Annotated in this window: 18 protein-coding genes; 13 read left to right on the top strand and 5 right to left on the bottom strand. The window is 74.7% G+C overall.

The window, feature by feature from the left end; all coding sequences use genetic code 11:
• Positions 1-81: 81 nt before the first annotated feature.
• A complete protein-coding gene (locus E4623_RS00275; RefSeq protein ID WP_134764531.1) occupies positions 82-834 on the bottom strand; it encodes an SDR family oxidoreductase in 753 nt (250 codons plus the stop codon).
• A 115-nt stretch (positions 835-949) separates the two neighbouring features.
• Here E4623_RS00275 and E4623_RS00270 point away from each other — a divergent pair, with 115 nt between their 5' ends.
• Both E4623_RS00270 and E4623_RS00265 read left to right on the top strand, forming a co-directional pair.
• The gene (locus tag E4623_RS00270) at positions 950-1729 is read left to right on the top strand and encodes a ParA family protein (protein ID WP_134764530.1); all 780 of its coding nucleotides are present in this window, start codon (positions 950-952) and stop codon (positions 1727-1729) included.
• Entirely contained in the window at positions 1726-2505 is a 780-nt protein-coding gene (locus E4623_RS00265; RefSeq protein WP_134764529.1) for a L,D-transpeptidase, read from the top strand. The genes E4623_RS00270 and E4623_RS00265 overlap by 4 nt, the downstream gene beginning before the upstream one ends.
• Before the next feature lie 114 nt (positions 2506-2619).
• On the opposite strand, the gene E4623_RS00260 is transcribed toward E4623_RS00265, so the two are convergent.
• The gene (locus E4623_RS00260; RefSeq protein ID WP_245154870.1) at positions 2620-4071 is read right to left on the bottom strand and encodes a DEAD/DEAH box helicase; all 1452 of its coding nucleotides are present in this window, start codon (positions 4069-4071) and stop codon (positions 2620-2622) included.
• A 293-nt stretch (positions 4072-4364) separates the two neighbouring features.
• Here E4623_RS00260 and E4623_RS00255 point away from each other — a divergent pair, with 293 nt between their 5' ends.
• Positions 4365-5081, top strand: a complete 717-nt coding sequence (locus E4623_RS00255) for a ferritin-like fold-containing protein (protein ID WP_134764527.1) — start codon at positions 4365-4367, stop codon at positions 5079-5081.
• Positions 5082-5190: 109 nt separating this feature from the next.
• On the opposite strand, the gene E4623_RS00250 is transcribed toward E4623_RS00255, so the two are convergent.
• Positions 5191-5412 carry a DUF3107 domain-containing protein gene (locus E4623_RS00250; protein ID WP_134764526.1) on the bottom strand — a complete coding sequence of 74 codons (222 nt, stop codon included), beginning with the start codon at positions 5410-5412 and terminating at the stop codon, positions 5191-5193.
• Positions 5413-5445: 33 nt separating this feature from the next.
• Complete coding sequence (locus tag E4623_RS00245) at positions 5446-6078, bottom strand: TetR/AcrR family transcriptional regulator (RefSeq protein ID WP_170981659.1); 633 nt, start codon at positions 6076-6078, stop codon at positions 5446-5448.
• Between the two features lie 152 nt (positions 6079-6230).
• Here E4623_RS00245 and moeZ point away from each other — a divergent pair, with 152 nt between their 5' ends.
• The 7 genes from moeZ to E4623_RS00210 all read left to right on the top strand — a co-directional run bounded on the left by moeZ (position 6231) and on the right by E4623_RS00210 (position 11953).
• The gene (gene moeZ / locus E4623_RS00240; RefSeq protein ID WP_209020430.1) at positions 6231-7439 is read left to right on the top strand and encodes an adenylyltransferase/sulfurtransferase MoeZ; all 1209 of its coding nucleotides are present in this window, start codon (positions 6231-6233) and stop codon (positions 7437-7439) included.
• A 111-nt stretch (positions 7440-7550) separates the two neighbouring features.
• Positions 7551-8309: a DUF4129 domain-containing protein gene (locus E4623_RS00235; protein ID WP_134764525.1), complete on the top strand. Its 759-nt coding sequence runs from the start codon at positions 7551-7553 to the stop codon at positions 8307-8309.
• Positions 8306-8776: a hypothetical protein gene (locus E4623_RS00230; RefSeq protein WP_134764524.1), complete on the top strand. Its 471-nt coding sequence runs from the start codon at positions 8306-8308 to the stop codon at positions 8774-8776. The genes E4623_RS00235 and E4623_RS00230 overlap by 4 nt, the downstream gene beginning before the upstream one ends.
• Positions 8776-9777 (top strand): MoxR family ATPase, encoded by a 1002-nt coding sequence (locus tag E4623_RS00225; protein WP_134764523.1) that lies wholly within the window; start codon positions 8776-8778, stop codon positions 9775-9777. Before E4623_RS00230 ends, E4623_RS00225 begins: the two co-directional genes overlap by 1 nt.
• Before the next feature lie 4 nt (positions 9778-9781).
• Entirely contained in the window at positions 9782-11086 is a 1305-nt protein-coding gene (locus E4623_RS00220; protein WP_134764522.1) for a DUF58 domain-containing protein, read from the top strand.
• Entirely contained in the window at positions 11083-11616 is a 534-nt protein-coding gene (locus tag E4623_RS00215) for a hypothetical protein (RefSeq protein WP_134764521.1), read from the top strand. Before E4623_RS00220 ends, E4623_RS00215 begins: the two co-directional genes overlap by 4 nt.
• Positions 11617-11626: 10 nt before the next feature.
• Positions 11627-11953, top strand: coding sequence for an MGMT family protein (locus tag E4623_RS00210; RefSeq protein WP_134764520.1), 327 nt, complete (start codon positions 11627-11629; stop codon positions 11951-11953).
• On the opposite strand, the gene E4623_RS00205 is transcribed toward E4623_RS00210, so the two are convergent.
• Entirely contained in the window at positions 11932-14412 is a 2481-nt protein-coding gene (locus tag E4623_RS00205) for a hypothetical protein (protein ID WP_134764519.1), read from the bottom strand. The two genes, E4623_RS00210 and E4623_RS00205, sit on opposite strands and share 22 nt — an antisense overlap.
• Before the next feature lie 522 nt (positions 14413-14934).
• Here E4623_RS00205 and E4623_RS00200 point away from each other — a divergent pair.
• From E4623_RS00200 to E4623_RS00190, 3 genes are all read left to right on the top strand, one after another.
• Entirely contained in the window at positions 14935-15729 is a 795-nt protein-coding gene (locus E4623_RS00200; RefSeq protein ID WP_134764518.1) for a GNAT family N-acetyltransferase, read from the top strand.
• A 67-nt stretch (positions 15730-15796) separates the two neighbouring features.
• Entirely contained in the window at positions 15797-16729 is a 933-nt protein-coding gene (locus E4623_RS00195) for a peptidoglycan-binding protein (protein WP_134764517.1), read from the top strand.
• Between the two features lie 105 nt (positions 16730-16834).
• On the top strand, positions 16835-17506 hold the full coding sequence (locus tag E4623_RS00190; RefSeq protein WP_245154757.1) for a lysophospholipid acyltransferase family protein: 672 nt from the start codon (positions 16835-16837) through the stop codon (positions 17504-17506).
• Positions 17507-17626: the final 120 nt, after the last annotated feature.

The raw sequence follows: 17626 nt of genomic DNA, 5'->3' as shown, positions 1-17626 counted from the left end.
GTCTCGGCCCGCGCCGCCCGCTCGACGACCGACGTAGCGGGTTCCGGCTCGCTCCTCGCCGGACCCGCTAGACCGGACCCGCTACCGACGCCCGATGGACTGGAGGGCCTGCAGCGCCCGGTTCGGGACGAGGCGGGTCAGGGCGATGACGGTCTTGTACTGCGCCCCGGGGATCGAGAGGACCCGCCCCTTGGCGAAGTCCTCGAGCGCCTTCTCGACGAGGAAGTCGACGTCGAGCCACATGAGGCCGTCGCCGCGCTTGACCTCCATCCGCTCGTGGAACTCGGTCTTGGTGAACCCCGGACACAGCGCCATCACGGTGACGCCCTGGCCGCGGTACTCGTGGGCGGCCCACTCGCTGAAGCTGTTGACCCACGCCTTGGCGGCGGAGTACGAGCCGCGGGGGAGGAACGCCGCGACGCTGGACACGTTGATGATGCCGCCGCTGCCGCGCTCGGTCATCGCGCCGAGGGCGGCGTGGCTGAGCCGGAGCACCGCGGTGACCAGGACGGCGAGCATCGCCTCCTCCGTCTCGACCGGGTTGTCGAGGAAGCGCTTCTTCAGCCCGAACCCGGCGTTGTTGACCAGCAGGTCGACCGCCCGCTCGCGGTCGGCGACGCGGGCCTCGACCCGGGCGAGCTGGTCGGGCTCGACGAGGTCGGCGACCAGGACCTCCACCTCCACGCCGTGCGCCGTCCGGAGGTCCGCCGCGACCTGGTCGAGTCGGGTGGCGTCGCGCGCGACCAGCACGAGGTCGTGCCCGCGGCGGGCGAGGTGGACGGCGAAGGCGTGGCCGATGCCGGCGGTGGCGCCGGTGACGAGTGCGGTGGGCATGGCAGGCATCGTCGCAGGGGCACCACCCGCCGCGCACGACACAGGTCACGTCGTCGGGCAGCACGCCGGGGGACCTGCGCCGCTCAGGAGTCGCGGTCGGGCATGATGGGAGCCGATGACCACGACCCTCGCGATCGCCAACCAGAAGGGCGGCGTCGCCAAGACGACCAGCGTCGCCTCCATCGGTGCCGCGCTCGCCGAGCTCGGTCACTCCGTCCTGCTCGTCGACCTCGACCCGCAGGCGTGCCTGACGTTCTCCCTCGGCATCGACCCGGAGGACCTCGAGCTCTCGGTCCACCACGTGCTGACCAAGGGGCTCGACCCCACCGAGGTGGTGCTCGAGACCGACGACGGCGTGGCGCTGATGCCCGCGACGATCGAGCTGGCGCGGGCCGAGGCCGACCTGCTGACCCGCACGGGGCGCGAGCACGTGCTGCGCTCCATGGTCGAGGACCTCGCCGCCCGGGGCAGCGACTACGACTGGATCCTGCTCGACTGCCCGCCGTCGCTCGGGGTGCTCACGGTCGCCGCGCTGACCGCCGCCGACGGCGTCCTCATCCCGCTGCAGTGCGAGACGCTGTCGCACCGCGGCGTCGGGCAGCTCCTCGACACCGTCCACGACGTCAAGCGGTTCACCAACCGCGACCTGGTGGTGTGGGGCGTCCTGCCGACGCTGTACGACGGCCGCACGACCCACGCGCGCACCGTGCTGGAGACGATCTCGGAGACCTACGACCTCGAGGTCGTGGAGCCGCCGATCCCGAAGACGATCAAGTTCGCCGAGGCGCCCGCTGCCGGCCGGTCGATCCTCGCCACCAGCCGCAGCAGCAAGGGCGCCGCCGCCTACCGGGCGGTCGCCGCCAACCTGGTCGCCCGAGCGGGGAGGACGTCGTGAGCCGGCACCGGATGGACCCGCCGCCGCGCTACCGCGCGCGGCAGGGTCGCCTCGTGGTCCTGGGGGTCTCGCTCGCCACGACCGCGGTGGCGCTGCTCGGCAGCATCGGCGTCCTGCCCTCGGCCGCCGACGACGAGCCGCAGGGCGAGAACCGGGCCGCCGTGGCCGCCGCCGACGTCGCCGGCGACGCCGACGACCGGGGCGCCCGCGACGCCGTCGCGACCGCCGCGCCGACGTCGGAGCCCTCCGCGCCGACGTCCGAGCCCTCCGCACCGACGTCCGAGCCCTCCGCACCGACGTCCGAGCCGGGGGCCTCCGACGAGGAGTCCACCTCGGGGGCGCAGGGCCCGTCGGCCGAGGAGACCGCGACGGTGCTGCCGGCCGACAGCGGCACGGGCCGGCGCGTGGTCTTCAGCGAGGGACGGCAGCGGGTCTGGCTGGTCGGGGCGGACGACGAGATCGAGCGCACCTACCTGGTCTCGGGCAGCCTGACCGACAACCTCGACCCCGGCACCTACGAGGTGTACTCCCGCTCCGAGGACGCCATCGGCATCGACGACTCGGGCACGATGGAGTGGTTCGTCCGCTTCACCCAGGGCGACACCGGCGCGGCGATCGGGTTCCACACGATCCCCGTCGACGACGGCGCCCGGGTGCAGACCAAGGCGCAGCTCGGCACCCCGCAGTCGCACGGCTGCATCCGCCAGGCCACGCCTGACGCGCTCGCGCTGTGGGACTTCGCGCCGCTCGGCACCACTGTCGTCGTCACCGCCTGACCTTGACCTCCGCCGAGGGTCCCCGGGCACGTCCTTCCCTCCGGATCGGGTACCCGGGAAAACGACAGGAGTCCCCGGTCGACCGGGGACTCCTGCACGTCAGGACGGGTGGGCTCAGCCCTCGTTCGTGCCCTCGCTGGTGGCCGACGCGGCGCCCGAGCCGGAGCCCGAGCCACCGCGGCGACGACGACGGCGCGGCCGGGTGCCGGCGGGGGCGCCGGAGGCGGTGACCTCCTGCGGCTCGCCGGCGGTCACCGGTGCGTCGGTGTCGGCCGAGCCGGCACCGGACGTGACGCTCTCGCCCGAGCGGGTGCGGCTGCGCGACCGGTCGCGGTTGCGCGGCGCACGCTCGCGGTCCCGGCCACCGTCGCGGCCGCCGTCACGGCCGCCATCACGGCCGCCGTCACGCCCACGGTCCTCGCGCGGCTTCCGCTCCACCGGCTTCTCGGGCACGATCCGGCCCTTGGTGCCGGGCGCGATGCCCTGGTCGTGGAAGAGGTGCTCGGAGGTCGAGTACGTCTCCTGCGGCTCGTCGAAGGGCAGGTCGAGGATCTTGTTGATCATCTTCCAGCGGTGCACGTCGGCCCAGTCGACGAACGTGATCGCGGTGCCGGTGGCGCCGGCGCGGCCGGTGCGGCCGATCCGGTGGACGTAGGTCTTGTCGTCCTCGGGGCAGGTGTAGTTGATGACGTGCGAGACGCCTCGCACGTCGATGCCGCGGGCGGCGACGTCGGTGGCGACCAGGACGCGGATCTTGTCCTCGCGGAACTTCGCGAGGGCCTTCTCGCGCGCGACCTGTGCCATGTCGCCGTGCAGCGGGCTGGTGGCGAAGCCGCGCTCCTCGAGGTCGTCGGCGATCCGCTGGGCCTGGCGCTTGGTGCGGGTGAAGACGATGAACTTCTCGGCGTCCTCGGCCTGCAGGATCCGGCCGATGATCTCCGGCTTGTCGAGGTCGTGGGCCTGGTAGATGAACTGCGCGGTGGCCGGCACCATCGTGGTGTCGTACGACGACTCGGCGCGGATGTTCATCGGGTGCCGCATGTGCGTGCGGGCCAGCGCCACGATGGCGGCCGGCATGGTCGCCGAGAACAGCATCGTCTGGCGGGTCTCGGGGGTCATGCTGAGCAGCCGCTGCACGTCGGGCAGGAACCCGAGGTCGAGCATCTCGTCGGCCTCGTCGAGGACGACGGCGTGCACGTGCGACAGGTCGAGGGCCTTGCGGTTGGCCAGGTCGATGAGGCGCCCGGGCGTGCCGACGACGATGTCGACGCCACTGGTGAGGGTGTCGAGCTGGGTGTCGTAGCCGACGCCGCCGTACACGGTGAGGACGCGGAGGCCGAGGTCCTTGCTGGCCAGGTGCAGGTCGTTGGAGACCTGGAGCGCGAGCTCGCGCGTCGGGGCCACGATGAGTGCCTGGGGCTTGCCCTGCGGCAGGTCGGCGTAGGCGGCGTCGGTGGAGACGACGCTGCGCTGCAGGACCGGGATCCCGAAGGCGAGGGTCTTGCCGGTGCCGGTGCGGGCCTGACCGATGAGGTCGGTGCCCATCAGCGCGACGGAGAGGGTCATCTCCTGGATGGCGAAGGGGGTGGTGATGCCGGCGCGCTCGAGCGCGTCGCAGATCTCGGGGAGGACCCCGAGCTCACGGAAGGTGGTGGTCAATGTTCTGCTTTCCATCGGTCAAGCCAGGCAGCCGATTGCGATCGTTTCGACGAATCTGTGCGGCCGACCGACCGGCGTTGCACCGGGCCGTGGGGCGAGGCTGACCGCGCACATACGGGAGCGGGAATCGGGCGCGTCGGGTCGTGGACCTGGGTCTGCGCTCCCGCTCGTGGAGCCAGTCTATCGAATAGGGTGCGCCCATGTCCGAATCGCCCGACCTCGCGCCGCGTCCCGACGACGGGACGGCACCCGCCGACCCGGTGTACCGCGACGCGGTGGTCGACCTGCTGGGTGTCATCTCCTACGGGGAGATCACCGCCTTCGAGCGGCTCGCCGACGACTCCAAGCTCGCCCCGACGATGCAGGACAAGGTGGCCCTCGCCACGATGGCGGCCGCCGAGCTCGGCAAGGTCGCCCGGCTGCACCAGCGGATCAGCGAGCTCGGCGGGGAGCCGTTCGAGGCGATGGCGCCGTTCCGGGTCGCCATCGACTCCTTCCACCAGCACACCGCGCCGTCCGACTGGCTCGAGGGACTGGTGAAGGCCTTCGTCGGCGACGGGCTCGCCAACGACTTCTACCGCGAGATCGCCGCGTTCCTCGACCCCGGCACCCGCGACCTCGTCCTCGCCTCGCTCGACGACGACGGCGGCCACGCCGCGTTCGTGGTCGAGCGGGTGCGCCAGGGCATCGCCACCGACCCGCGGCAGGGTGGGCGGCTCGCGCTGTGGGGCCGCCGGCTGATGGGCGAGGCCCTCACCCAGGCCCAGCGGGTCGCAGCCGACCGCGACTCGCTCACCGCGCTGCTCACCGGCGGCGTCGACCGTCCCGGGCTCGACCTCGCCGCCCTCGGCCGGATGTTCACCCGGCTCACCGAGCGGCACGCCGAGCGGATGAGCGAGCTCGGGCTCGACTCCTAGCCGGCGCGCGACGTCGGACCGGGCGGCCGAAACCTGAACTTGTCGGCCGGGATCCCGGCCGCCAAGTTCAGGTTTCCCCGGTCGACCGGGGAAACCCCGGCCCCGGAGCTCAGCTCCGGAAGCCCACGGCGCCGGAGACGCCGCCACCGATCTCGATGTAAGCGATCTTGCCCGCGGGGACGATGACCTTACGGCCCTTGCTGTCGGTGAGGGCGAGGACGCCGTCCGCCTGGACGGCGTCGCTCACGAGCTTCTCGACACCCTCGGCGGACTCGTCGGTCTCGACGACGAGCTCACGCGGCGAGTGCTGGACGCCGATCTTGACCTCCATGGTCAGGGCTCCTTCTGTAGGTCGTGCGGGTGTTCAGTCGGTGAGGGGGTAGCCCCGGATGCCGCGCCAGGCGAGGCCCGACACCAGGGCGGTGGCCTGGTCGCGGTCGAGGCCGCCGGCCTCCGAGAGCCAGAACCGAGCGCTGACCTGCGCCATTCCCACGAGGGAGACGGCGAGCAGGCGGGCCGCGGTGTCGGGCAGGCCGGTGTCGTCGCGGATGACGTCGGCGATCTGGGCCGCGCACTCGGTGGTGACCCGGTCGACGTGCTGGCGCACGGCGGGCTCGTTGGTGAGGTCGGACTCGAAGACCAGGCGGAACGCCCCGGTCTCGCTGCCGACGTAGTCGTAGAACGCCGAGATGGCGGCCGCGACGCGCTGCTTGTTGTCGTGCGTCGACTCGAGGGCCAGCCGGCAGTTCTCGATGATCGCGTCGCAGGAGCTGTCGAGGAGCGCGAGGTAGAGGTCGAGCTTGCCCGGGAAGTGCTGGTAGAGCACCGGCTTCGAGACCCCGGCTCGCTCGGCGATGTCGTCCATCGCGGCGGCGTGGTAGCCGTGCCGGACGAACACCTCGAGCGCGGACTCCAGGAGCTGCACGCGGCGCTCCCGACGGGGGAGCCGGCCGCCGCGGGGCCGGGCGCCGTCGATCTCGGGAGGTGTCGGTGCCACGGCGCGAGCCTATAGGGGCGGGGTTCCCACGGAGCGGGCGGCTGTCGGGAGGCTCACCCGCGGCGGGGAACAATGGACGACGACGGCGACGTTGCCCTCCCGTCGACGCACGACGATCGACCCACACCCCGCCACACCCCAGGAGTGAACCCGTGAGCCTTCCCGCGCTGGTCGAGCCGGCCGCCGAGCTGACCATCGACGAGGTCCGCCGCTACAGCCGCCACCTGATCATCCCCGACGTGGGGATGACCGGGCAGAAGCGGCTCAAGAACGCCAAGGTGCTGGTCATCGGCGCCGGCGGTCTCGGCAGCCCCGCGCTGCTCTACCTGGCCGCGGCCGGCGTCGGCACGCTCGGTATCGCGGAGTTCGACGAGGTCGACGAGTCCAACCTGCAGCGCCAGATCATCCACGGGCAGTCCGACATCGGCCGCCCGAAGGCCGAGTCGGCCCGCGACTCGATCCACGAGGCCAACCCGTACGTCGAGGTCATCGTGCACAACGAGCGCCTCGACAACGACAACGTGATGGCGATCTTCGAGGGCTACGACCTGATCGTCGACGGCACCGACAACTTCGCGACCCGCTACATGGTCAACGACGCCGCCTACTTCCTGAAGATCCCCTACGTCTGGGGCTCGATCTACCGCTTCGACGGCCAGGCGAGCGTCTTCTGGCCCTCCAGCGGCGACGAGGCGCCCTGCTACCGCTGCCTCTACCCCGAGCCGCCGCCGCCGGGCATGGTCCCGAGCTGCGCCGAGGGCGGCGTGCTCGGCGTCCTGTGCGCCAGCATCGGCTCGATCCAGGTCAACGAGGCCATCAAGGTGCTCACCGGCATCGGCGACCCGGCCGTCGGCAAGCTCGTCATCTACGACGCCCTCGAGCTCGAGTGGCGCAAGCTCAAGGTGCGCAAGGACCCGAGCTGCGCCCTGTGCGGCGAGAACGCGACCGTCACCGGCCTGATCGACTACGACGCCTTCTGCGGTGCCATCTCCGACGAGGCCGCCGACGCCGCCGCCGGGTCGACGATCTCGGTCGTCCAGCTCGAGCACATGCTCAAGGAGCGCGCCGAGGGCACCCGCGACTTCGTCCTCGTCGACGTCCGCGAGCCGAACGAGTTCGAGATCAACCGGATCCCCGGCTCGGTGCTCATCCCCAAGGGCGACTTCCTCAACGGATCGGCCCTCGAGCAGCTCCCGGGCGTCGACTCCGGCACCCAGGTGGTCATGCACTGCAAGTCGGGCGTCCGCTCGGCCGAGACCCTGGCCATCGTCCAGGGCGCCGGGTACGACGACGCCGTGCACGTCGGTGGTGGCGTCGTGGCGTGGGTCAACCAGGTCGACCCCAGCCAGCCCACCTACTGACCGCTCACGTCGCCGAGTCGGCGTTCGGACTCAGTCCGAACGCCGACTCGGCCGTTTTCCACTCGCTCTTCGCGCCGACTCGGCGCAACGGGCTGGGGTACGGTGCCGCGCATGTCCTCGGGCCCGCAGCGGGAAGGCGCCCCGCTGGTGGCCCTGCTCGGCGCCACCGGCGTCGTCCTGGTGCTCCTGCTGGGCGTGTGGGCTGCGACTGCGGGGCCTGACGACGCCTTCCGCAGCGACGGGCCCGACCCGGACCGGATCACGACGTCCGCGCCGACGGCACCGCCCTCGACGTCGGCACCGGCGCCCCCCGCGGCCGACGACGACGGCGCCCTCGACGACTCCGACGCCGGCTGGCTCGCGGTCGTGCTCGGCGGCGTCATCTTCCTGGCGGCCGCCCTGGTGGTGCTGGCGGCGGTCGCGCTCGCGCAGAGCGGTCTGCGCAGGCTCCGCGCGCCCGCGCCCGCGCCCGCGCCCCGGGACCGGCGTCCGGACGACGACCCGGACCTGACGGTGGTCGACGCGGTCACCCGGGACGCCGACGTCCAGCGGGAGATCCTCGCCACCGGGGGGACGACGCCGCGCAACGCCATCGTCGAGTGCTGGCACCGTTTCGAGGTCCAGGCCGACCGGGCCGGCATCCCGCGCGAGCCCTGGGAGACGTCGTCGGAGTTCACGCTCCGCCTGCTCGACCTCGCCGGTGCCGACGGTCACGCCGTCGCGCGCCTGGCTGAGCTGTACCGGGAGGCACGCTTCTCCGAGCACGAGGTCGGCGAGGAGCACCGCGTCGCCGCCCTCGAGGCGCTGCGCCGGATCCACCAGGGTCCCCGTGCCGCCGTCCGCGCGGCGGGCGGGGGAGTGCAGCCGTGAAGCGCCGCTGGACCCGCCGGGCGTGGTTCGTCCTCGGCGCCGTCGCCGTCGTGCTGGTCTCCGCGCAGGCGCTCGGGTTCGAACCGCACCCGCTCCGGGTCGCGCTGCTCGGCGTCGTCCTCGGAGCGGGCGCCGGGCTCCTGCTCGACGCCTTCCCGCACTCCACGCTGGTCTGGGCGACCCGACCGCAGGCGGTGACCGTGCCCCGCGACCGCGACGCCGTGACGCAGGCGCACCTGCGCCGCCTCGAGAACCACCAGTCCGCGCGGACGCCGGACGCCGCCGTGCGCGACCGGCTGCGGGACGTCGCCGACCGGGTGCTGCGAGCACGCCACGACGTCCGCGTCGACTCGCAGGCGGGTCGCGCGCTCCTGGGCCCCGACCTCTGCGCCGTCCTGGACGGGCCGGTCGTCCGCATGAAACCGCGCCGCATCGACGAGGTGCTGCGCATGATCGAGGAGCTGTGATGCCCGGACCTGGCACCCACCCGGAGCCCGACGCCCGACCGCTGCCGGTGCGGGAGGCCGCCGACCTCGCGACCCGGGTCCTCGACGAGGTCGAGCGGGCCGTGGTCGGCAAGCGCCACCCGCTGACGCTGGTGCTGGCCGCGATCCTCGCCAAGGGCCACGTGTTGATCGAGGACCTCCCCGGCCTCGGCAAGACCCTCTCCGCGCGCTCCTTCGCCCAGGTGCTCGGCCTCGACTTCGCGCGCGCCCAGTTCACCCCCGACCTGCTCCCGGCGGACCTGACCGGCTCGTTCCTCTACGACCAGCGCCGCAGCGAGTTCGAGTTCCGGCCCGGCCCGGTGTTCGCGGGCCTGCTGCTCGCCGACGAGATCAACCGGACGCCGCCCAAGACCCAGTCGGCCCTGCTCGAGGCGATGCAGGAGCGTCAGGTCACCGTCGAGGGCCGGACCTTCCCCCTGCCCGACCCCTTCTGCGTGCTGGCCACCGCGAACCCCGTCGAGTACGAGGGCACCTACCCGCTCCCGGAGGCCCAGCTCGACCGGTTCCTCCTCCGGGTCGGCTTCGGCTACCCCGGCGCCGACGACGAGTACGACGTCGTGTCGCGCCGCGTGGCACGGCGCCGCGAGGAGACGGAGCTCGAACCGCTCACCGACGCAGCCGGGCTGCGCGCCCTGCAGGCCACCGTCGAGACGGTCCGGATCGACGAGAGCGTCGGGCGCTACTGCGTGGCGCTCGCGGCGGAGACCCGCACCCACGCCCACGTGCAGGTCGGCGCGTCGCCGCGCGGCTCGCTCGGTCTCGCGCTCGCGGCGCGCGCCTTCGCCGTCGTGCGGGGCCGCGACTACGTCGTCCCCGAGGACGTCAAGGCCGTGGCCCGACCGGTCCTGGGTCACCGGATCTCGATCAAGCCGGAGCTGTGGATGTCGGAGGCGTCGGGCTCCAGCGTCGTCGACGAGGTCCTGAAGCGGGTGCCGACCCCCGCCACCCTCGAGCGCCGGTGACCCCGTGGCCGGACCCAGCGACCCGCACCACCTGACCGGCTGGCGCCCGACTGGCGGACTCGTCCGCGGCGTCGTGGTCGGGCTGGTCGGGCTCGTGGCGGCGGTCGTCGCGGGCGAGCCGGTGCTGCTGGTCCTCACCGCGCCGGTCCTGCTGACGGCCGTCCCCGCGCTCCTGCGCCGTCCGCGCAGCACGCCGGGGCTCACCGGAGGCGTCGGGCACGCGTCCCTGCACGAGGGCCAGGCGGCCGAGGTGGCGCTGCGCATCGACGACCACACCGACGTCGAGCAGGTCACCCGCGTCGTGACGCCCGCGCCCCACGAGCACGCGGCTCCCGACGGCGGCCGGTTCACGGTCCGGTCCGCCGACCTCGACCGGGTCGCCCTGGTCGTGAGCCCGCGCCGCTGGGGATCGCGCGTCGTCGGCGAGGAGCGGGTGGTGCTGACGAGCACCTGGGGCGGCTACCGCTGGGGGCCGGTCCTGGTGTCCGGACGCCGGATGCGGGTGCTGCCGACGACGTCCTACCGCTCACGCGCGGAGTCGCCGCACCCGCGCGGCCTCGTCGGTGCCCACCGGTCGACGCGGTCCGGGTCGGGCACCGAGCTGTCCGGCATCCGGCCGTTCCAGCCCGGCGACCGGTTGCGCCGGGTCAACTGGCGGGTCTCGGTGCGCACCGACACCCTGCACGTCACGACGACCCGGGCCGAGCAGGACGCCGGGCTGCTGCTCGTGGTCGACCTCTTCGCCGACCACGGTGCCTCCGACGGCGTCGACGGCCGCGCCAGCAGCCTCGACCTCACGGTCCGCGCGGCGGGCGCCCTCGCCGAGCACGCGGCCCGCACCGGCGACCGGGTCGCGCTGCGCCCGATCGGTGGCCGGGCCCGCCCGGTCCCGATGGGGGCCGGCCGACGTCACCTCCAGCGGCTGCTCGGCACGCTGGCCGAGGTCCGCACCGCCGACGCGCACGGCGACGACGTGGGCCGGCTCGACCTGCGGGTCGGTGCGGGCACCACGGTCGTGCTGCTCTCGCCGCTGCTCGTCGACGCGGTCGCCACGGCCGCGGTCGACCTGACCCGGCGCGGCCTGCCCGTCGTGGTCATCGACACCCTCCCTCCGGACGCGGCCCCCGACGCCGGCGCGTCCGACCCACGGTTGGTCGACATCGCGTGGCGGATGCGCCGCCTCGAGCGCGAGCAGGTGCTGCACGCCCTCGCCGCGGCCGGTTGCCCGGTCGTGGCGTGGCGCGGTGCCGGCACCGTCGACGAGGTGCTGCGCCGGCTCTCCCGGCGCCGTCCCGGTGGTGCCGCGTGACCGACGTCCTCGGCGCCGTGCGCTCCTGGTCGGCCTCCCAGCGCGGCCTGCGCGCCGTGGTCGCGCTCGGTCCCGTCGTCGCCGTGCTCGCGGCCGGGCCGGCCGGAGAGCCGGCACCGTGGTGGTGGGTCGCCGCGGTCGTAATGCTGGCCGGGCGGCACGCCGTCCTCCCCGACTCCGGGGTGGGGGTCCTCGTGCTGCTCCTCGCGGTCGGCTGGTGGGTGCGCGTCCCGGACGACGGGCTGCCCGCCTCGGCGCTGGCCGCGGCCGCCGCCGTCCTCGCCGCCCACGTGGCCGCACTGGTGGCGGCGTCGGCGCCGCCGGACGCCCGGGTCGACGTCGGCGTGCTGCGCTCGTGGGTGCTGCGCGGCGTCGCGGTGCTCGCCGCGGCCCCCGTGCTGTGGCTGCTCGCCCGGGCGCTGGGGGAGCAGGGCGCGCCGGCCGGGCTCTGGCCGGCCGGTCTGCTCGCCGTGCTGCTGGCGGTCGCCGCCGCGGCGAGCGCGTTCCCACCGGGCGCCGCTCCCGACTAACGTCGTCGCCGTGCGGGCCGACGACGACTTCGTGGAGGCGGTGCTGCAGATCGTCGAGTCGGTGCCGCGTGGCCGCGTGACGACGTACGGCGCCATCGCCGACGTCGTCGGCAGCGGTCCGCGGCTGATCGGCAACGTGATGTCCCGTCACGGCGGCCCGGTCCCGTGGTGGCGGGTGGTGCGGGCCGACGGGTCGCTACCGCCCAGCCACCAGGACGAGGCCCGGCAGCTCTACCTCGAGGAGGGCACGCCGCTGCGGCGGTCGGGCACCGCGGTCGACATCGCCCGGGCGTTCTGGTCGCCCGTCGGGACCACTCAGCGCAGCCGGCCGACGTAGGCCGCAGCCCGACGGAGGTCGACGACGCGGCGCTCCCAGGTCACGCCGACCACCACCAGCACCGTGCCGGCCAGCCCGATCACCACCCACTGCGGCGTGCGGGCGGCGTACGGCGACAGCTCGACCAGGGTCAGCAGCGCACCGACGACGGCGCCGACGACGAGCGGTGCGCTCCACCGCAGCCGGGCCCCCGCGAGCACCAGGGCGAGGCAGGCCGCGCCGAGCAGCAGGGCACGCAGCGAGACCGGGTCGCTCACGAGCAGCTGGAGCAGCGACGGCACCAGCGCCAGGCCGAGGCCCGGCAGCAGCGTCGTGCGCGTGGCGGCGCGCGCGTCGCCACGCAGCCGGTGCAGGCCGACGAGCACCAGGGCCACCGCGGTGGGCAGCGTGTAGGGCTCGGGCGCCTGGACGCCGAGGTCGGCCAGACGCACCCACGTCGCGAGCACGAGCAGGGCCGCGCCGACCAGTGCCAGCGGCCGGCGCGACGGGTGGACGAGCGACGAGGCGGTGACCAGCGCCCCGGCCAGGGTCAGGTGCAGGGCGAGCGACACCGCGACGTCGTCGGCCAGCGGCACCGCGACGGCGGCGGCGACGACCGCCGCGAGGGCCGCCGGCACCTCGAGCTCGAGCCGGGGGAGCAGCAGGGCGAGCGCGCCGAGGACGACGAGCACCGGCACCGCGGCGAGCGCCGGGTCGAGCCCGGCGACGTCCGCCGTCGTCCAGAGCAGCGCGGCCGTGGCCGGACCGAGGACCATCGCGCCGACCTCGGTCGCCGCCGGGAACCGGCCGAGCAGGAGGACGACGGCCGCGCACGCCGTCACCAGGACCAGCGGCAGGAGCAGCAGCCCGGGGTCGGGCAGGGCGAGGCCGCCGGCGCCGGCCAGCGCCGCGCCCGCTGCGAGCACCTGGACGAGCGCGGCGGCGTCGTCGCGGAGCAGGGCGTCGGCCGCGAACGCGACCGCGACCGCGCAGACCGCACCCACGACCGTCCACAGCGGCACGGGGTGCAGGGCGAGGGTCGCGACGGCGCCGGCCGCGACGGCCGCGGCGCTTCCACGGGCCCAGGCGCCGAGCGGGCGCGGCGGCACCAGCGTCAGCAGCAGCGCCAGTGTCGCGAGCACGGTCGGGACGACGAGCCACGGCGAGGCCAGCAGGTCGGTCGGATCGAGGCGCAGGGCGTCGTCCGGGGCGGTGGCCGCGTCCAGTGCCTGCGACGCGAGACCGAGGGCGATCACCAGTGACGGCGCCAGCGACAGTGCCGCGACGACGACGGCGGCGAGCCGGAGCCGGGACGGGGCGGCGTGGGCGGCGGCGATCCAGACCACGCCGGCGACGAGCGAGGCGAGGGCCGTGCGGGTCGCGCCGTCGTCGAGGACCGGCAGCACCGCGACGGCGGTGAGTGCGGTGCCGGCAGCGGCGACGCAGCCGAGGACGGCGTACCGGGGGCGCCCGAGGGCGAGCGGGGCGAGCAGCAGCAGGGCCGCGGCGACCAGGGCGACACCGTCCGGGGAGCCCCACAGCCCGGCGAGGGTCAACGCGTCGGCGCGGTCGGCCGTCGTCGCGGCGCCGAGGAGCGCGGTGCCGAGCAGGTCGCACCACGCCGCCGCTGCCGCGACGGCGGCCGCCGCGACCAGGACGGGTCGACCGACGTCGCGACCGAGCCTCGCGAGGCCGGTGAACCCGAGGACCGCGAGGCCGGCCACCAGCAGCGCCGACCCGTCGAGGGGCTCGAGCGAGGGGAGTGCCGCCTGCACGACGAACAGCCCGGTCACGACGGCCAGGGACGACACCGCCAGGCGCCGCTCCACGGCCCACAGGACGCCGCCGCCGACGGCGAGCGCCGCACCGAGGGTGCAGGCCAGGCCCGCGCCGGTGAGGTCGCCGAGCCACCCGGCGCCCCGGGCGCCGAGCACGTCGAGCAGCAGCAGACCGAGCGCGACCGTCACGATCGCCTCGGCCGCGACGCGGAGGTCGCGGCGCCGCAGCAGGACGCCGCCCACGCCGGTGACCGCGGTCAGACCGACCAGCACGGCGGTGCGGCCGCCGACCCCGAGCCACGACCACGCGACCGCGAGGAACGCGACGGCGGCGACCAGCAGGCACAGGGCGCCGAGGCCGAGCAGGATCGCCGGCACCGACGACGTCCGGACGCCGGTGCGCACCGGCGCCTCCGGCAGGGACGACGTCCACACCGGTGCCGCCGGGGCGGCCGCGGTGGCCGGGGCCGCCGGTGCCGCCGGCTGCGGGGCGGGCACGGCCCGGGCGGCGAGCCGGAGCTGCCCGGCGAGCCTGTCGACGCCCTGCAGCGCCGCGAAGACGTCGACGGCGAGGTCGTGGTCGAGCGGCACGCCGCACCGGCGGCAGTGCCGGTCGTCCTCGGTGTGGGCGAGGAGCGACCCGCGGCAGGACGGGCACGAGCGCGGGTCGGCGTAGAGGTAGACGGGAGCGGTGACGGGCATGGCGCCAGTCCAGCAGCGCGGAGCGCTCGGGTGACCCCTGCGGCTGCTCACCCGGGCTGAGTACGCGGGCTCATCCGGCGGCGCGGTCCGCACCGGGTGAACCTGGGGACGAACCTGGGGACAACCTGTGCACGACGGCCCGCGCCTGTGGAATGACGACCCCTTCCTGTGGACATCCGGTGGAACCGGCGGAATGTCCCCGCGACCTCTTGCGCGGCGCTCGCGGGTGGGCGTAGAACTGCCCCACGCACTCCCGCACGGGGGTGCCGGCCACTCGGAGACGAGGGTCCGCACGGCTGCAGCACCGGTCCGCCGGAGCCGCGGCCGCTGCCCGTCGGGTGATGGGACGGGCCGGGGACCAGCGTGGAGGAGCGGTCGGTCGGAGGCATCGCGCCGACCACCCGGAAGGGCCCTCGTGACTCATACTCACGAGGGCCCTTCGTCCATGCCCGGTCGCCCGTGCCCGGTCGGTCCCCGCGCGGTCGGCCCCGCCGGGACCGGGGCGCAGGCGACAATGGCGTCATGGCCACCCGCGAGGAGCTCCTGCACGCCTACGACACCCAGCTGCGCGGCGTCGCCGAGACCGCCGGGGCGCTCTCCTGGGACCGGGCCGGGCCGCTGTGGCGGGCGGTCCACCGCCACGACGGCGAGCAGCAGGGATTCGTGAGCTACGAGGGTCTCGCCGGGTACGACGTGCCGCGGCTCGTCGCGGCCACGGTCGCCTGGTTCCGCGACGAGACCGACGTGGTGTCGTTCGAGTGGAAGACCCGCGGCCACGACGACCAGGCCGCCGAGCTGGACGACGTCCTGCGCGCGCACGGCCTCGTGCCCGGCGAGCTCGAGACGGTGATGGTGGGGGAGGCGACGACCCTGGCGGTCGACGTCCGGCTCGACGACGGCCTCTCGGTGCACCGCCTCGACGACGCCCCGGACGCCGACGTGCTGCTCGCCGAGGGCAGCGACGTCCAGCGCCTCGTCTTCGGGCGCGGGGGCGACCTGGTCCAGCGGGTGGCGGACGCCGCCGGTCGGTGCGAGGTCTGGGCCGCCCTCGACGGCGACCGCATCGTCTCCGTCGGCCGCCTCGAGTTCGTCGACGGCACCGAGTTCGCGGGACTGTGGGGCGGCGCCACGCTCGAGGACCACCGTGGTCGCGGGCTCTACCGCGCCCTGACCGCGGCCCGCGCGCGGTCGGCGCTCGCGCGCGGCGTCCGGCTGCTGCAGGTCGACTGCAGCCCGATGTCGCGACCGATCCTGGAGCGTTCCGGCCTGCTCGCGGTGACCACGACGACGCCGTACGAGTGGACCCGGCCGGACTGACGTCCCCGTGCGCCCGGCGAGGGATTGCCCGCTACCGGGGCACGCGCCGCGCTGGTGACGTGGGGGCATGCGTCGTCTCCTCGTGCTCCTGACCGCTCTCGTCGTCGCGGTCGCCACCGTGACGGTCACCGCCGCGCCGTCCCACGCCGCGACCTACCCGACCCTGAGGACCGGGGCGGGCGGCGCCGACGTGACCTCGCTGCAGTACCTCCTCACCTCGCGCGGCTTCTCGACCGCCGCCGACGGGGCGTTCGGCACGGGCACGAGGGACGCCGTCGCCGCGTTCCAGTCGTCGGCCGGGCTGGCCTCCGACGGCGTCGCCGGACCCCGGACCTTCACCGCCCTGGTGCGCACGCTGCGCGAGGGCGACCGGGGTCCCGCGGTCCAGGCGCTGCAGGTCCAGCTGGACAAGCACGGCTCCACCCTCGACACCGACGGCAGCTTCGGACCGGCCACCGGCGCCGCCGTGCGGTCCTTCCAGTCGGCCCACGGCCTCACGCCCGACGGCGTCGCCGGGCCGGCGACCTGGACGACGCTGCTCGGCACGGGCGGCGGAGGGACGGTGCCGGGCACGTCGTACGACTCGCTGTCGCAGGCCCAGAAGAGCAACGCCCGCACGATCATCGGCGTCGGCAGGGGCGCCGGCGTCCCGGAGCGCGGCTGGGTGATCGCGCTGGCGACCGCGATGCAGGAGGCGACGCTGCTCAACGTCGACTACGGCGACCGCGACTCGCTCGGTCTCTTCCAGCAGCGCACCTCGCAGGGCTGGGGCACCGAGGCCCAGATCCTCGACGCGGTGCTGGCGAGCAAGGCCTTCTACGGCGTCGCGTCGCACACGCCGAACCCCGGCCTGCTCGACGTCCCCGGGTGGGAGTCGATGTCGGTCACCCAGGCGGCGCAGGCGGTGCAGCGCTCGGCGTACCCCGACGCCTACGCGAGGTGGGAGGGCCTGGCCCGCGACATCGTCGCCCACGAGTCCGGGGCGCCGCCCGTCCCCTGAGCCGACCCTGAGCCGACCGCTGGGCCGACCGCCCCGGGCCGTCCATCCCCTGGGCACCGGGCCCCGGGAGTCGGCCGACCGGCGGGTAACCGACAGACTGACGCCGTGGTGCTCTACCAGGTCCTCCACTCCGTCGTCCCGCCCGTGGCCAAGGCCGTGTGGCGGCCCACGATCACGGGCCTGCACCACGTCCCCGCGACGGGTGGGGTGATCCTCGCGAGCAACCACCTGAGCTTCATCGACTCCGTGGTCATCCCGGTCGTCGTGCCGCGCACGGTGGTCTTCCTCGCCAAGTCCGACTACTTCGAGGGCACGGGGTTGAAGGGGGCGTTCACGAAGGCGTGGTTCGAGGGACTCGGCATGCTGCCGGTCGACCGCGACGACACGCGGGCCGCCATCGCGTCGCTGGACGTCGCGCTGGAGGTGCTCGGCCGCGGTGACGCCTTCGGCATCTACCCCGAGGGCACCCGCTCGCGCGACGGTCGCCTCTACCGCGGTCGTACCGGCGTGGCCCACCTCGCGCTCACCGCCGGCGTCCCCGTGGTGCCCGTGGGGCTGGTCGGCACCGAGAGGATCCAGCCGGTCGGCGCCCGGCTGCCCAAGGTGGTGCCGGTGAGCATCACCTTCGGTGAGCCGATCCACGTCGCCGGCCGCTTCGACGACGTCCCGCTCGGCCGGGCCCGGCGTCTGCTCACCGACGAGGTCATGGCCGCGGTCGGCGCGCTGTCGGGACAGGAGCCGGCCGGCGTGTACAACGAGCGCGCACCCGACGCCTGAGTCCTTGCCCGCACCCTCGCGGTCCGGCAGGATCCGACCCCCGCCCGTAACACCGCCGTCATCGAGTCGGAAACATTGTCAGACAGTCTGACGATCGCGTCGCCGACCGTCGACGTGCTC

The organism is Nocardioides sp. 1609 (assembly GCF_004522105.1).
GTDB lineage: Bacteria > Actinomycetota > Actinomycetes > Propionibacteriales > Nocardioidaceae > Nocardioides.
Note: the sequence above shows the minus strand (reverse complement) of the source record. Positions and strands in the feature narration are given on the sequence as shown.

Coding starts and splice junctions, on each gene's coding strand:
- E4623_RS00270 (WP_134764530.1), top strand. CDS start 950: ATGACCACGACCCTCGCGATCGCCAACCAGAAGGGCGGCGTCGCCAAG.
- E4623_RS00200 (WP_134764518.1), top strand. CDS start 14,935: ATGGCCACCCGCGAGGAGCTCCTGCACGCCTACGACACCCAGCTGCGC.
- E4623_RS00260 (WP_245154870.1), bottom strand. CDS start 4,071: ATGACCCTCTCCGTCGCGCTGATGGGCACCGACCTCATCGGTCAGGCC.
- E4623_RS00205 (WP_134764519.1), bottom strand. CDS start 14,412: ATGCCCGTCACCGCTCCCGTCTACCTCTACGCCGACCCGCGCTCGTGC.
- E4623_RS00275 (WP_134764531.1), bottom strand. CDS start 834: ATGCCCACCGCACTCGTCACCGGCGCCACCGCCGGCATCGGCCACGCC.
- E4623_RS00255 (WP_134764527.1), top strand. CDS start 4,365: ATGTCCGAATCGCCCGACCTCGCGCCGCGTCCCGACGACGGGACGGCA.
- E4623_RS00195 (WP_134764517.1), top strand. CDS start 15,797: ATGCGTCGTCTCCTCGTGCTCCTGACCGCTCTCGTCGTCGCGGTCGCC.
- E4623_RS00225 (WP_134764523.1), top strand. CDS start 8,776: ATGCCCGGACCTGGCACCCACCCGGAGCCCGACGCCCGACCGCTGCCG.
- E4623_RS00235 (WP_134764525.1), top strand. CDS start 7,551: ATGTCCTCGGGCCCGCAGCGGGAAGGCGCCCCGCTGGTGGCCCTGCTC.
- E4623_RS00250 (WP_134764526.1), bottom strand. CDS start 5,412: ATGGAGGTCAAGATCGGCGTCCAGCACTCGCCGCGTGAGCTCGTCGTC.